This is a genomic window from Mesorhizobium sp. B1-1-6 (assembly GCF_006443035.1).
Taxonomy (GTDB): Bacteria; Pseudomonadota; Alphaproteobacteria; order Rhizobiales; family Rhizobiaceae; genus Mesorhizobium.
This window is the reverse complement of the sequence record NZ_VFWR01000004.1, coordinates 224,815-238,507: the sequence shown is the minus strand read 5'-3', so window position 1 is coordinate 238,507 and position 13,693 is coordinate 224,815. Positions and strand designations below refer to the sequence as shown.

At 58.7% G+C, this 13,693-nt stretch carries 16 protein-coding genes; 5 read left to right on the top strand and 11 right to left on the bottom strand.

Going from position 1 to position 13,693, the window contains the following annotated elements; genetic code table 11:
• Positions 1 to 47 precede the first annotated feature (47 nt).
• Positions 48 to 1,163 (top strand): glycosyltransferase family 1 protein, encoded by a 1,116-nt coding sequence (locus tag FJ979_RS10365; RefSeq protein WP_140494862.1) that lies wholly within the window; start codon positions 48 to 50, stop codon positions 1,161 to 1,163.
• A 60-nt stretch (positions 1,164 to 1,223) separates the two neighbouring features.
• Positions 1,224 to 2,342 (top strand): glycosyltransferase, encoded by a 1,119-nt coding sequence (locus FJ979_RS10360; protein WP_140580806.1) that lies wholly within the window; start codon positions 1,224 to 1,226, stop codon positions 2,340 to 2,342.
• 75 nt (positions 2,343 to 2,417) lie between these two features.
• Here FJ979_RS10360 and rfbD read toward each other — a convergent pair whose 3' ends face one another.
• The 7 genes from rfbD to FJ979_RS33315 all read right to left on the bottom strand — a co-directional run bounded on the left by rfbD (position 2,418) and on the right by FJ979_RS33315 (position 8,074).
• Positions 2,418 to 3,296 carry a dTDP-4-dehydrorhamnose reductase gene (rfbD, locus tag FJ979_RS10355; protein ID WP_140580804.1) on the bottom strand — a complete coding sequence of 293 codons (879 nt, stop codon included), beginning with the start codon at positions 3,294 to 3,296 and terminating at the stop codon, positions 2,418 to 2,420.
• Positions 3,293 to 4,363: a dTDP-glucose 4,6-dehydratase gene (gene rfbB / locus FJ979_RS10350; RefSeq protein ID WP_140580802.1), complete on the bottom strand. Its 1,071-nt coding sequence runs from the start codon at positions 4,361 to 4,363 to the stop codon at positions 3,293 to 3,295. The genes rfbD and rfbB overlap by 4 nt, the downstream gene beginning before the upstream one ends.
• Positions 4,364 to 4,394: 31 nt before the next feature.
• Complete coding sequence (rfbC, locus tag FJ979_RS10345; RefSeq protein ID WP_140514872.1) at positions 4,395 to 4,949, bottom strand: dTDP-4-dehydrorhamnose 3,5-epimerase; 555 nt, start codon at positions 4,947 to 4,949, stop codon at positions 4,395 to 4,397.
• Complete coding sequence (gene rfbA, locus FJ979_RS10340; RefSeq protein ID WP_140514965.1) at positions 4,950 to 5,831, bottom strand: glucose-1-phosphate thymidylyltransferase RfbA; 882 nt, start codon at positions 5,829 to 5,831, stop codon at positions 4,950 to 4,952.
• Positions 5,832 to 5,850: 19 nt separating this feature from the next.
• Positions 5,851 to 6,285 carry a hypothetical protein gene (locus FJ979_RS32940; protein WP_246679295.1) on the bottom strand — a complete coding sequence of 145 codons (435 nt, stop codon included), beginning with the start codon at positions 6,283 to 6,285 and terminating at the stop codon, positions 5,851 to 5,853.
• A gap of 113 nt (positions 6,286 to 6,398) precedes the next feature.
• Positions 6,399 to 7,661, bottom strand: coding sequence for a DNA methyltransferase (locus tag FJ979_RS33320; protein WP_281406000.1), 1,263 nt, complete (start codon positions 7,659 to 7,661; stop codon positions 6,399 to 6,401).
• A 17-nt stretch (positions 7,662 to 7,678) separates the two neighbouring features.
• Positions 7,679 to 8,074, bottom strand: a complete 396-nt coding sequence (locus FJ979_RS33315; RefSeq protein WP_281405999.1) for a DNA methyltransferase — start codon at positions 8,072 to 8,074, stop codon at positions 7,679 to 7,681.
• Between the two features lie 304 nt (positions 8,075 to 8,378).
• Here FJ979_RS33315 and FJ979_RS10325 point away from each other — a divergent pair, with 304 nt between their 5' ends.
• Both FJ979_RS10325 and FJ979_RS10320 read left to right on the top strand, forming a co-directional pair.
• Positions 8,379 to 9,050 carry an HNH endonuclease gene (locus FJ979_RS10325; RefSeq protein WP_181173417.1) on the top strand — a complete coding sequence of 224 codons (672 nt, stop codon included), beginning with the start codon at positions 8,379 to 8,381 and terminating at the stop codon, positions 9,048 to 9,050.
• Between the two features lie 113 nt (positions 9,051 to 9,163).
• A complete protein-coding gene (locus FJ979_RS10320) occupies positions 9,164 to 9,514 on the top strand; it encodes a hypothetical protein (protein ID WP_140564244.1) in 351 nt (116 codons plus the stop codon).
• Between the two features lie 88 nt (positions 9,515 to 9,602).
• On the opposite strand, the gene FJ979_RS10315 is transcribed toward FJ979_RS10320, so the two are convergent.
• The 4 genes from FJ979_RS10315 to FJ979_RS10295 form a co-directional block, all read right to left on the bottom strand.
• Positions 9,603 to 9,782, bottom strand: coding sequence for a hypothetical protein (locus tag FJ979_RS10315; protein WP_140564245.1), 180 nt, complete (start codon positions 9,780 to 9,782; stop codon positions 9,603 to 9,605).
• Between the two features lie 418 nt (positions 9,783 to 10,200).
• Positions 10,201 to 10,908, bottom strand: a complete 708-nt coding sequence (locus FJ979_RS10305) for an SOS response-associated peptidase (protein WP_140564246.1) — start codon at positions 10,906 to 10,908, stop codon at positions 10,201 to 10,203.
• Between the two features lie 76 nt (positions 10,909 to 10,984).
• Positions 10,985 to 12,010 (bottom strand): NAD-dependent epimerase, encoded by a 1,026-nt coding sequence (locus FJ979_RS10300; protein ID WP_140564247.1) that lies wholly within the window; start codon positions 12,008 to 12,010, stop codon positions 10,985 to 10,987.
• 56 nt (positions 12,011 to 12,066) lie between these two features.
• Entirely contained in the window at positions 12,067 to 12,657 is a 591-nt protein-coding gene (locus FJ979_RS10295; RefSeq protein ID WP_140580800.1) for a biotin transporter BioY, read from the bottom strand.
• A gap of 117 nt (positions 12,658 to 12,774) precedes the next feature.
• Here FJ979_RS10295 and FJ979_RS10290 point away from each other — a divergent pair, with 117 nt between their 5' ends.
• Entirely contained in the window at positions 12,775 to 13,683 is a 909-nt protein-coding gene (locus FJ979_RS10290) for an MBL fold metallo-hydrolase (RefSeq protein ID WP_140564248.1), read from the top strand.
• Positions 13,684 to 13,693: the final 10 nt, after the last annotated feature.

Genomic DNA, 13,693 nt, shown 5'->3' with positions numbered 1-13,693 from the left:
GCCAGCCGCTTTCCTTTCAGGCTCGAACAGAAAAAACGGTCCGATTCATGAAAATCGGCATTGATGCCCGCAACCTTGTCCACAATCTCACAGGCATCGGCCGCTATGTGCTGGAGATGTGCCGTGGGTTGGCGGAAGCCGGTCACGAAATCTTTCTGTATCTCCCGGAGCGACCGGTCTCGGATATTTCTCGTCTATCGGGCGGAACGTTTCGGATATCTGGTCATGCAGGCAATTTCAGGCGCATGGTTTGGGGTCAAACCATCTTACCCAAACAGGCAGCTCGCGACAAAATCGACATCTTTTGGGGCCCTGCCCACAGATTGCCCTTTAGCTTGGATCCGGATATTCCCCGCGTTGTGACCATTCACGATCTCGTATGGCACCATGCGGCATCGACAATGCGTTTGCAGGGCTGGCTCGGCGATCGCTTCCTCATGCGACCTGCAGTATTTTCATCGGATAAGATCGTCGCAGTCTCGCGCGCTACGGCCGATGCCATTCGAATGCTGTATCCACAGGTCTCCAAGAAACTGCACGTGGTGTACCCTGGAGTGACGCGCCTGGAGGATGGCGGGACCAACAGCGTGCTTGCGGACAAAGGCATCGACCGCGATTACGCCCTTTTTGTCGGCACACTTGAACCCCGCAAGAACTTGCCAAATCTCCTGGAAGCATATGCGCTGCTTCCGGAGCCTGTCAGGAAAAATCTGCTGCTCGTCATAGCGGGGGGTCAGGGGTGGCGTCTCGGCGACCTGCGCGAGCGCATGGTGCGCCTCGAAATCGAATCGGACGTGCGACTTACGGGTTATGTCACGGACAGCGATCTCGCTGTCCTCTATCGCCGAGCGAAGTTTCTTGTCATGCCGTCGCTATACGAAGGCTTTGGATTTCCAATTATCGAAGCAAATGGGGTTGGGGTGCCTGTTGTAACTTCAAATATGTCTTCCATGCCCGAGGTGGCTGGCGAAGCTGCCATTCTTGTTGACCCGACCAACGTCCAGGATATCTCCGCCGCGATGGGCCGGTTGGCACTCGACAATGCGTTGCGCTCGCGGCTGGCTGAGAAAGCGCCCCTGAACGCGCTCCGGTTCGACTGGAGAAAAAGCGCCTTGGACCTGGTCGCAGTGTTCGAATTGGCCATAATCGCAAGAAGGCGCTGACGTGGAAGGTATGCTTCAGATTTTTGAACTGGCCATCGAGCGAAGACGGAAGACCAACATTTGAAAGTGCTGCATTTCTTCAAGACGTACTGGCCCGATACCTTTGGCGGGGTGGAGCGGACGATACATGCCATCGCTCAAAGCACCGCCAGCCGCGGCATTGAAACCGAAGTGCTCTCGTTGAGCCGTGCTCCGAACGAGAACACGCAGCATCTCGACGGGCACATGGCCCGAAAAGCCAGGCTGGATTTCGAACTGGCGTCGACCGGGTTTTCGCTCGAGGTCTTTCGGAAGTTCGGGGCGCTCGCCGGGAAAGCCGACCTCATACACTACCATTTCCCATGGCCATTCATGGACATGGTGCATTTTCAATCCCGTCATGGCAAACCGACCGTCGTCACCTACCATTCCGACATCGTCAAACAGCGGCTTTTGCTGCCTCTTTATCGGCCGCTGATGCTGCGCTTCCTCAGGGATGTGGACGCTATCGTCGCGACATCTCCGGACTATTTGAAATCGAGCCCCGTTCTCAGAGCCTTGGAGGGCAAATCGGCGATCATCCCAATCGGCATCAATGAAACCGATTATCCCACGCCGACCGAAGCCGACAACAGATGGTGCCAAGCGGCGATGACGGAGCCTTTCGTGCTCTTCGTCGGCGTCTTGCGCTACTACAAGGGGCTGGACGTGCTGATTCAGGCGGCCGACAAAGTCAGGTGCAAGATCGTTATTGCCGGATCAGGGCCTATCGAAGAGCGCCTGAAGCTTCAGGCCAAGACGTTGCGTCGCAACAATGTGATATTCCTCGGCGAGGTGGCCGAGCGGCACAAGATGGCGCTCCTCCACAACTGCCTGGGGTTCGTTTTTCCGTCAAACCAGAGGTCGGAAGCCTACGGGCTTTCTCTCGTCGAGGCTGCGATGTGCGGTAAACCGATGATCTCCTGCGAGATCGGAACGGGAACAAGTTATGTGAACAAAGCGGGCGAGACCGGGTTGGTCGTACCGCCTTCCGATCCAGCACGCCTTGCCGAAGCCATCAACCAGGTCGTCGATTCGCCGGTCGAGGCAGCGAACTGGGGGCGAGCTGCTCGCGATCGCTACGTTCGCCTCTTTACAGCTGACAGGATGGGAAAAACATACGCCGATCTCTATCACCAACTCGATAACCGCCGACGCTGAATACGGTGTCGCACTGTGGCAGCCGGTGAATCCCCGCGATTTGTTGGTTGTTGATGCAGTCAAATCCCCGTCAGGTCACCTGCTCAGGAGACGACGGACCACCTCTCGCGCCGATTTCTGCAGTACCGGCGCACTCCATCCAAACACGGAGGCAAACTTCGCGCTCGACAGCCGGGAATTGACGGGGCGGCGCGCCTTGGTCGGATAGTCCGTCGCAGCAATATCGCGCACCCGCGCGGAGGGGCCACCGAGCCCACCGCTTATGTCCAGGATATGGCGGGCGAAGCCGCTCCAGTTGGTCTCGCCCGTGCCGGCCAGATGATAGATGCCCCACGCGGCGAAATCCTCGTTGCGGTGCAGCCGTGCTGCCGCATGCAGGATCGCGTCAGCGATATCAAGCGCGGAAGTGGGATTTCCCCATTGGTCGGCCACAACCGGTATCTCGTCGCGGTCGCTGGCCAGCCTCAGCATGGTTTTGGCGAAATTCTTGCCGAACGGGCTGTAGACCCACGCCGTGCGCAAGATCAGGTGGCGCGAATTGGCTGATGCCACCGCCTGTTCGCCGGCAAGCTTGGAGGCGCCGTAGACGCCAATCGGCGCGGTCGCGTCGGTTTCCAGATAGGGACCGTCCTTGGTGCCGTCGAAGACATAGTCGGTCGACAGATGGATGACGGGCACGCCGAGCCGAGCCGCCGCCTGCGCCACCTCGCCGGCGCCGGCGGCGTTCACCGCAAAGGCGAGCTCGGGTTCGTCCTCGGCCTGGTCCACCGCCGTGTAGGCGGCGGCCGACACGACGATATCGGGCTTAGCGGCGGTGATGGCCTCGATCACAGTCCCGCGCCGCGCGAGGTCGAGTTGCGGCCGGCCGATGGCGATGACCTTGACGTCTTCGCGCCCAGCCTCCAGAAGGCTTGCCGCAACCTGGCCCTCGCGTCCGGTGACAGCGAGCCTCACACCGCCTCCTTGCGCGCTTCGCCCAGTCTTTCGCCGGCATAGCGCTGTTCGCGGATCGGTCCCCACCACCATTTGTTGTCCAGGTACCAGTCGACCGTCCTTGCCAGGCCGCTGTCGAAATTCTCCCTCGGCGTCCAGCCGAGCTCGCGGCCGATCTTGGACGCGTCGATGGCGTAGCGGCGATCATGGCCGGGACGGTCGGTGACGAAAGAGATCAGGTTACGATGGCTTTTGCCGCCGGCCCGGGGGCGCCTGGCGTCGAGCAGATCGCAGATCGTCTCGACGACGCCCAGATTGGTGCGTTCCGAATTGCCGCCGACATTGTAGCTCTCGCCCGGCTGCCCCTTGGTGGCGATCAGTTCCAGCGCGCGCGCATGGTCCTCGACGAACAGCCAGTCACGCACATTGGCGCCGGCTCCGTAGACCGGCAGCGGCTTCTCGTCGAGCGCGTTGAGGATGACCAGCGGAATCAGCTTTTCGGGAAAATGGTAAGGCCCGTAATTGTTCGAACAATTGGACAGCACCACCGGCAGGCCATAGGTCTCGTGCCAGGCGCGCACCAGGTGGTCGGAGGCCGCCTTGGAGGCGGAATAGGGCGAAGACGGCGCGTAAGGCGTCTCTTCCACGAACATGCCGCCATCGAAGGGCAGGTCGCCGAACACCTCGTCGGTCGAGACGTGATGGAAGCGGAAACGGCCCTTCCTGTCGTCGGAAAGGCCGCGCCAGTACTCCAGCGCTGCGTTGAGGATCCGGTAGGTGCCGACGATGTTGGTCTCGATGAAGGCGCCCGGCCCATCGATCGAGCGGTCGACATGGCTCTCGGCGGCGAGGTTCATGACGATGTCGATATCGCCGCGGCGCAATATGTCGAGCACCGCCCGCTCGTCGCAGATGTCGGCGTGGGCGAAGCTGTAATTTCGTGCATTTTCGATCGGCCGCAGCGAGGCCAGGTTGCCCGCATAGGTCAGCTTGTCGAGATTGGTCACCCGGTAGGCCGGGTTGGCGCACAGATGCCGGCACACCGCCGAACCGATGAAGCCGGCCCCGCCCGTCACCAGAAAGTTCATGCCGCTATCCCCGTGCATCTGGCAATGTTCATCAGGCAAACACCTCGGCGGCGGCGAGCAGCGGCGCCTTGAGGTCCTTGTCAGAAAGCTGGAAGCCGCCAGCCGGCGGCGGCCATTCGATACCGATGGCCGGATCGTCGAAACGGATCGAGCGGTCGTGTTCGGGCGAATAGGTGTCGGTCACCTTGTACAGCACCTCGGTATGGGGCACGAGCGTCATGAAGCCGTGGGCGAAGCCCTTGGGCACCAGGATCTGGTTGCCCTTCTCGGCCGAGACCTCGAGGGCAACCCATTTTCCGAATGTCGGCGAGGAGCGGCGGATATCGACCGCGACATCCAGGACGCTGCCTCTGACAACGCGCAGCAGCTTGTCCTGGGCACGTGGCGGCAACTGATAGTGCAGCCCCCTGACGACACCGGCCGCGGCGGAATAGGAGTGATTGTCCTGGACGAAGGCGAGTTCGAGGCCGGCCTCGGCGAAGCGTGCGGCGTTCCAGGTTTCGGTGAAGTAGCCACGGGCATCGCCGTGCCGCTTCGGAATAATTTCGAGCAGACCTTCGATGCCAAGGGGTCTCACCTCCAGCATCTAGTCCTCCGACAACTCGACCACGCGACGGCGCAGATAAGCGGCATATTCATTTTTTCCCAAGCGGGTTGCCCGCTGCAACACTTCATCGGCCCTCAGCCAGCCCTGTTCGAAGGCGATTTCCTCCGGACAGGCGACCTTGATGCCCTGGCGACGTTCGATTGTACGCACGAACGAAGAAGCATCGTCCAGGCTGTCGTGAGTGCCGGTATCGAGCCAGGCATAGCCGCGCCCCAACCGATGCACCTGCAACTGGCCACGCTCGAGATAGGCATTGTTGACCGCCGTGATTTCGAGCTCGCCTCGAGCCGAGGGCCGAATCCTTGAGGCGATATCGACAACCTGGTTGTCGTAGAAATAAAGGCCGGTGACGGCCCAGTTGGATTTCGGCTTCTGTGGTTTTTCCTCAATCGTGAGCGCGGTTCCAGTGGTCTTGTCGAAGGACACCACGCCATAGCGCTCCGGATCCTCGACATGGTAGGCGAACACCGAAGCGCCGCTTTCGCGCGATGCCGCGGTGCGGCAAAGCTTGGACAATCCGTCGCCAAAATAGATGTTGTCGCCCAGTATCATCGAAACGCTGTCCGCGCCGATGAAATCGCGGCCGATAATGAACGCTTCCGCAAGCCCGTTGGGCTGCGGCTGCTCGGCGTAGGACAACTCAAGCCCGAATTCCGATCCATCGCCCAACAGCTCGCGGAAAACCGGCAGGTCCCGCGGCGTGGATATGACCAGAATCTCTCGAATCCCCGCAAGCATCAAAACGCTCAGCGGGTAATAGATCATCGGTTTGTCGTATACCGGGAGGATTTGCTTGGAGACCGCCAACGTTAGCGGATAAAGGCGCGTTCCACTGCCTCCAGCAAGGATAATTCCTTTCAAGAAACTCTCCTTGACATGCCTAAGTCCCCTCCCCTGACACAAGCCGCCCGTGCTTAGGTTTCATGCCGTGGCTTGTCAATCTGGTGCCCGACGAAGGGGCCGAGCGATTGTCACCGGCCCCTGCCAACCGCCCTTGCCTTGCCGGGCCCGAGGTCCTGGCCGGGACAAGCAGATTGTCTTCATCGTGATGGCCTATCTCGCCCATCTCGCGCCTTTGGTTCAGCCGCTCGGCAAAACCCTTGTGAAAGACGATCGCATTCAAATAGGCAAACGTCATCGCGAGTGCTGCGGTTCGCAAGGGATAGTCGACAAGAGAGTGAACGAGCAAAAACGACACCGACAGAAATGCAGCCTTCTGTAACGGCTCCCGGCGAATCCGGACCGACGAGGCGAAAAGCAATATGGCATACACAATCATTAACAAAACGACCGGTATGCCGCCCTCAAGTGCCAATTCGAGGTCATGAACGACTTCGAGGGTTAGCCAATCGTAAGGAGAAAGCAACTACAAGGCGGAGCAGCGCTCTGCCGCTCTCCTCGACGCTCATTGTTTTTGAAGACTCACAACTACCCAGTCAATGTCACAAACCGCGGATCGACAAATACCCCTTTGGTCGGGATGACCTTTTCGCCATCGAATGGTAGCAGCAACTCTAGCTGATCCTTGTCCTTCCGCCGAACGGAAGCCGTCAGTTTCCTTTCAGGGATGGGCAGCGGTGGGAGTTTTGGCATACGTCCAGAAAGCATGTCAGCGATTGTCGCGATCTGGATTCTAGGCAGTCGACCATGAGCAGAGCGCATCACAAAACCAGCGTCTGCCGCTTCGCGGATCATTGGTTGAGTTGCTTCAGCAAGAGAGACGAGAATGCCCATCTCTGCTTCTTCTCGCTCAATCACGCCGCGTAGATCGCGCACCATTTGCGCGCCAACGTGCTCGCCGCCTTTAACTGATACGATGATGCGACCGTCACCGTACGGGCCATTTTTGTAAAGTATGTTTCCATCAATACCGCGATCCGCCCCTCGCTTTTCTTCCCGATAGGTTTGCGCACCGACACGCCACGCCGCCCACCATTGGAACTGATGCTTGTCCCGCCGAGCGAGGTCACGTGCGCTCGCGAGATCAACCGGCCGACCATGCACTGAGAATGATACTTTGGGATGATTTGCCTTCAATCGAGCTTCGATGAGAGTTATTGCATAGTGCGTTACATCAATGCCGATCCACTGGCGCCCGATCCGTTCCGCCGCTTCTACCGTGGTTCCGCAACCACAGAAGGGATCAAGCACAACGTCGCCAGGATCTGAGGATGCCTGAATGATGCGCTCGAGGAGGCTCAAGGGTTTTTGTGTTGGGTATCCCAGCGCCTCCTTGCCAGAGGCCGCCCTTATATCTGACCAATCGTTCTGAAGGGCTACTCCGGGCATTTCGTCAAGATAGCGCTTCTGTGCTGGGACGGTGCCAGGTTTGGTCTGAACGACCCGCCCTTGAGAAATTAGTAGGTCCATCTTCTCTCGGCTGAACCTCCAGTGCCTCTTAATCCCCAGCACTTCATAGAATGGATTGCCTTTGGCGGCCCCGCCAGGCCCAGTAAGATCGCTCAACCGATATGCTCGGCCTGTTCCTGGCTCTCTGTACTTATAGAAATCACGGACGTACTCCGGATCATAGGGAGTATACTGGGTATTCCATTTCCACTTGTCAGATTTTATATAGAATAGTATTGTGTCTCGTACGTTTCCGTATTGTTTGCGCCCTTGTTTGGCATCGTTGTGTGCCGACTGGCGCCTCCAACTTATCTCGGTCCGGAAACTCGAAGGACCAAACAACGCATCTAGGATGATTTTCAGTAGTGGCTGGCGTTAGGATCACAATGCAAATAGAGTGATCCAGTGGGCTTCAGGACATCGCGTAACTCTAGGAGCCGCACTGCCATCATAGCCAAGTAGGCCATCATTGCATTTTGGCCTATCCAGGCTCGCATTCCTCTTAGAGCCAGAGCCACATCACCAGACGCACGCATAACGTCTTCGTATGCTTCAGCTGCTTGCTCGCCCCACTCCCAAGTATCCCTGAACGCTTCAGCTTGCGCTTCGGTCGGAGCACCACTATCCTCCCGAAAAAGCACATTATAGTTCGCATTCGAATTGAACGGCGGGTCGAGATAGACGAGATCAACAGATTCCGGCTTAATTCTCTCGTGAAGAACGTGAAGATTGTCCCCAAAGAATAATTTGTTCATCGCCGCGCCCCTACCTACGCGAATTACAGTCTCCTATAGATATTAAATTAGCATTGGGGAAAGGTTACGATATTCCTAACATACGGGCTCGCTTCGCCGCCAAACACACAGGCTCCAGCTCAATTAAAAGTGGCGAGAGCGGTTGGATGAAAGCGTCGCAAACAGAATAGTGACGATCTTATGCTTTGAGTCTTCAGGTGCACCATCATAATTGTAAGCCAACCAACTAGAGAGTCCGATTGTCATGCCGGTAACGAAAGGTTCTGGGAATCCGAAATGGACGCGCGACGAGTCCCTACTAGCCTTGGATTTGCTCTATCGTCACGGCAAGCCGCTCGACCGGCAGCATGTTGACACATTGGAATTGTCTACCCTTCTGCGTAGAGCGCATATCTATCCCGCAGCGGGGCGGAAAGAGAATTTTCGCAATGTGGATGGCGTCGCATTGAAGATGCAAAATTTGCTCTCTGCAATTGATCCAAATCGAGGGCTGAGCTTTTCAAAGACTGACACCGCAATCGTGGCCGAGTTCCCGAACGGCCGAAAGAACGAACTGGCCAAACTGGCAACGGCTATTCGGGTAGCTCTTTGGGAGGAACCGACAGCGGAAGTCGATGGCGATGACGACTTAGAGTTTCCAGAGGGCAAGGTATTGACCGCACGGCATCGACAGCGAGACAAGCGGTTACGCAAGAAGTTAATTGAGGCACGGAAATCATCGGGACTTAAGTGCGAAGTGTGTAGTTTCAGCTTTGGTATAGGTTCTCCCAGATCGACAGACAGCTTCTTTGAGGGGCATCACACTGTCCCCCTCGCCGCGGCCGAGGGAGAGCAGAAAACCCGCCTTTCGGACATGTCTCTGCTGTGCGCCTGCTGTCACCGGTTCATCCATCGGTTAATCGCAGATAACAAGCGCTGGATCAGCGTCAGAGAAGCTGCTGAGATGCGCCGGGACGTGGCAATCTACTCCGGCTAATCGCGCCAAGATTTACTGAAATCAGGGAGTCAGGCGCAACATGCTCCGCTGTCGAAACTTTTCGACATCCATTCTTCGATGTGGCAATGTCATCGTACAATTGGGAGGGTGGAATGAAAAGATTGCTCATGGCAATGGTGTTGGCCATTGCGCCTACTTCATTGCAGGCCGCTTGTTTCGGAAGCCATGCTTTCAAGACATGCACCGATGAAAACGGCAATTCTTATAACATTCAGCACTACGGCAATACCACCAACATGACCGGCTACAACGCAAACACGGGGTCGACTTGGTCTCAAAACAGCAACACGTTCGGCAACACCACTATCACAAATGGAACGGCCGCTGACGGGGGCGCCTGGCATATGCAGCAACAGCGGATTGGCAACTCGACCTTCTATTCTGGCACCGACTCCGATGGGAACGCCTTCAGCGGTTCTTGTGGTGCTTTCGGCTGCAATTAGGCCCGTTGACATTGTTCTCGTTCCGCGGTGATCCAGGCGACGTAAAAGTGGCTCGGCAACGTTCAGACGTTGTGCCGTCGCACGTCCCCTAGCGTCTTGCGCGGTGTGGTGTCGTGAGCGTGTCAAGCCGATCCTGCAGATGACCATTTAGAACGATCATTTCTTTAAGCGCCTTTACCGGGTCGCCTTTGTGTTGGGCAATGAATTTGTCGGCGATTGCCTGGAGGGCGGCTTCTTGGCGACTATCCAGCGATACCATATGGTCCATGGGACTGCTCCAAAGGGTGTTGCGTCCTAGTGAACAAAAAGGGAACAAAATTGTCAAGCCCGAATTGACTCCGTGAGGAATATCTTCTTATTTTTTTGCATGCCAGAACAGAGCAGACGACCACGCCGCCTTGTGCAGACCCTGTGCCGAGCGCATGAGGTGGGACAACTAATCCGTATCCGTTGCATTAATTGCAACATCACCCGCCATTATCTGCCGGGAGATCTCGCCAAGCTCGTCGGAGACATCCCATTTTGGGAAATTGACCGGCATATGCGTTGCGAGCGGTGCAAACGTCGCGATCTTGACGTCGATATCTTGCTGCCTAGCGCGTCGGAGGGCATGAAGATACGTGTTAGGCGACTAATTGAGGTCCGCATGGTACGGCGCGTGATCTGGAAAGATAACTAAGTCCGACCTAGAATAACGAGCCCTGAGCTGGCGGTGCCTGCTGAGGGAACTTGACCTGCGTAGCTGGCTTTTCCACAATCACCAATGCATCGTCCGGCGCGGTGCGCTGTAGCCGTTTGGCTTGCGACCAAGGCGCGGTAAGCCAAGTCTCTGTTTCCTCTTGTGTGGTCAAAATGACCGGCATGGCCTTTGCGTGTATTGGTTTGATGATGGCGTTGGGCGCAGTCGTCATGAAACCGTAAAGCTCAAAATCGGCGGGCCCATCCTTGACCTTGCGCACCCCATGCCAACGCGTCCAGAGCCCGGCAAAGAAGAACAGAGGGCGGTCCTCATTGAGCGCGAACCAATAGTTTCGCTGGATTCCCGTCTCGGGGTCCTTGTCGCCGGATGTCGGGCTAGGCTCCGCAAAGCTCGTCACGGGGACCACACAACGGTTCTCGACGCCAACGTACTGCTGCCAATGGCCGTACTGTGGATTGCGTATATTGGTGGTGCCGTAGTCGGCCTTGCCCTTCATTCGCTCAACGGGTGTCGGCATGCCCCATAAAAGATTAGCAAGCTCGCGCTCGCCGTCCGCCGCATTGCGGACGACAGGGCCCGGCCGGTTGGGATAGATGTCAATAGACGGCTCAAGGTTGCCCAAGATGTCTCGTAAAGTCCGAGTCCATTGGCGAATGGCCTCTTGCGACGTGGTGATGTTGTAGAGATTACACATCTCCACAATTTGCCGCGAGAGCGCTCCGCCGCCTAGTCAAAAATTGCACCCAGGGGGCGCGCAAAGGCGTGATGCCCTATCCCCGCCCAAAATACGCCAGGTACCATTCAACGAACCGGCCGACGCCCTCCGTCACGGACGTGCCGGGGCGATAGCCGACCGCCGCTTGCAGCGCCGTAGTATCGGCAAAAGTGTTAGGCACGTCGCCGGCCTGCAGCGGCAAGAGTTCCACGATGGCCTTGCGGCCAAGCGCGTTTTCAAGCGCCTCGACATAGGCGGTCAGCTTCACCGGGTTGTTGTTGCCGATGTTGAAAATGCGCCAAGGCGCGCTGCTCGTCGCAGGATCCGGATTATCGGAATCCCAGGCGGGGTTAGCCGCGGCGGGGCTGTCGCTGGCGCGGATCACGCCTTCGGCGATATCTTCGACATAGGTGAAGTCGCGTGTATGATTGCCGTTGTTGAACAGCTTGATCGGCTCGCCGGCCAGGATGTTCCTGGTGAACAGGAACAGCGCCATGTCGGGACGACCCCAGGGGCCGTACACGGTGAAGAAACGCAAGCCGGTCGTCGGCAGCCCGAACAGGTGGCTGTAGCTGTGCGCCATCAACTCGTTGGCGCGCTTGGTTGCGGCGTAGAACTGCAGCGGATGGTCGGCCGGGCGATGCTCGGAAAACGGCATGTCGGTATTGGCGCCGTAGACGCTCGACGTGCTGGCATAGGTCAGGTGGCCGACACGGCTGTTGCGGCAGGCCTCCAGCATGTTGGCGTAGGCGATAATGTTGCTCTCGACATAGGCGTGCGGGTTTTCAAGGCTGTAGCGGACGCCGGCCTGGGCGGCGAGATGGATCACCCTGTCGAAGGCGTGATCGGCAAAGCAGCCGTCCACCACGTTTCGCTCTGCGAGATTACCGTGGATGAAATGGTAGCCCGCATTGGTGTTGCGGCTGGCTTCGGCCAGAAGCCGCAGCCGCGCCTGCTTGATCTGCGGATCATAGTAGTCGTTGATGCTGTCTATACCGACGACCTCGTCGCCGCGTTCGAGCAGCCGCCTGGCGACGTGGTAACCTATGAAGCCGGCAGCGCCGGTGACCAGGACCTTCATCAGAACCGCCCGTCCCCAGAATAGACCTCTGACCTCCGCTCAGGCCGAGTTGCCTCTCAGTTGCGCTTCAGCAGCGACCAGAGGGCAGGCACCAGGCTGGCAGCAAGAGCAACCTTGATCAGATCACCGACGATGAACGGCACGACGCCGAACTGCCAGGATTTTTCCGGACCGATGAGCATCGCCAGCCAGGCAAAGCCCATGGCCATCATGACGAACTCGGCAACCAGCATCGCGTTGAAAAGCTTGATCGGATGGCGATCCCAGCCGCGATCGGCGGCCCAGCCGGCGATCGCCGCCATGACCACGAAGCCGGCGAGATAGCCGCCGGTCGAGCCGAGCATGTAGGCAATGCCGATTCCCTTTTCCGGCGTGCTCTGGAAGACCGGGAAGCCCATCGCGCCCTCGGCCATATAGAGCAGCAGGGTGGCGACGCCGAGCCGCAGGCCGAAAGCGGCCCCGATCAGCAGGACGGCGAGCGTCTGCATCGAAATATCGACGGGCCCCAGAACCACCTTGGTCTTGGCCGACAGGGTCAGGAGCAATGTCCCGGCTATCGCCAGGAAGAACTGCGTTGCCAGCCGCGCCGCGCCATCTTGCGGCAGAGCCAGAGAAACAAGCGGGCGCATCGTCGTTGCAGTTGCCATGGTCTTCCCCATCCGAGTGCCGCCATCCGATGATCGCGGTCTTGCGTTTTCCTATATTGGCTTGCGTGCTATGCGGCAATCGGTTTTGCCATTCCCGCACCAGGCATCGACACCGTCATGGCCCTCGAATTCGATACCAGCTTCGATCCCTGCTACGGCGGGGGCGTCAGCGTCGCGCCCGACGTGCAGCGCGTCACGGCCCGAAATCCAAGTCCCTTCACCTTTCACGGCACCAACAGCTACATCGTCGGACGCGATACGCTGGCAGTGATCGATCCGGGGCCGGATGACGAAGCTCACCTTCGCACCTTGCTCGACGTCATCGCCGGCAGGCCGGTCAGCCACATCTTCGTCAGCCACACGCATCGCGACCATTCACCGCTGGCGGCACGGCTGAAGCAGGAGACCGGAGCCCAGGTGATGGCGGAAGGGCCGCACCGGCCGGCAAGGCCATTGCATATTGGCGAGATCAACGCGCTCGATGCCAGCGCCGATACCGCTTTCGTTCCCGATCTCGCGCTGCCGGACGGCGCGCTGGTCGCCGGCGACGGCTGGGCAATCCGCACGGTCCTGACCCCCGGCCATACCGCCAACCACGCGGCATTCGCGCTGGAGGGCACCGGCATCCTGTTTTCGGCCGACCACGTCATGGCGTGGGCGACCTCCATCGTCGCGCCGCCGGACGGGGCGATGGCGGACTACATGGCCTCGCTGGACCGGCTGATCGAACGCGGTGACCGCCTGCTGCTGCCCGGCCACGGCGGGCCGGTGACGGCACCGCGAGGCTTCATGCGCGGATTGAAGACCCATCGCAAAATGCGCGAACGGGCCATATTGGAGCGGATCCGCGCGGGCGACCGCACGATCGCAGACATGGTCAAGGCGATCTACAGGGATACCGACCCGCGGCTGCATGGCGCCGCCGGGTTGTCGGTGCTTGCCCATCTGGAGGATCTGGTGGCGCGCGGCCTGGTCGCGACAGACGCCGCGCCGGCCATAGACGGCATTTTTAGGCCAGCCCCTTAGGCCCGAGCAT

Coding starts and splice junctions, on each gene's coding strand:
- rfbC (WP_140514872.1), bottom strand. CDS start 4,949: ATGCTGGAGGTGAGACCCCTTGGCATCGAAGGTCTGCTCGAAATTATT.
- rfbB (WP_140580802.1), bottom strand. CDS start 4,363: ATGAACTTTCTGGTGACGGGCGGGGCCGGCTTCATCGGTTCGGCGGTG.
- FJ979_RS10305 (WP_140564246.1), bottom strand. CDS start 10,908: ATGTGTAATCTCTACAACATCACCACGTCGCAAGAGGCCATTCGCCAA.
- FJ979_RS10300 (WP_140564247.1), bottom strand. CDS start 12,010: ATGAAGGTCCTGGTCACCGGCGCTGCCGGCTTCATAGGTTACCACGTC.
- FJ979_RS10365 (WP_140494862.1), top strand. CDS start 48: ATGAAAATCGGCATTGATGCCCGCAACCTTGTCCACAATCTCACAGGC.
- FJ979_RS10295 (WP_140580800.1), bottom strand. CDS start 12,657: ATGGCAACTGCAACGACGATGCGCCCGCTTGTTTCTCTGGCTCTGCCG.
- FJ979_RS10315 (WP_140564245.1), bottom strand. CDS start 9,782: ATGGACCATATGGTATCGCTGGATAGTCGCCAAGAAGCCGCCCTCCAG.
- FJ979_RS10290 (WP_140564248.1), top strand. CDS start 12,775: ATGGCCCTCGAATTCGATACCAGCTTCGATCCCTGCTACGGCGGGGGC.
- FJ979_RS10320 (WP_140564244.1), top strand. CDS start 9,164: ATGAAAAGATTGCTCATGGCAATGGTGTTGGCCATTGCGCCTACTTCA.
- FJ979_RS33315 (WP_281405999.1), bottom strand. CDS start 8,074: ATGAACAAATTATTCTTTGGGGACAATCTTCACGTTCTTCACGAGAGA.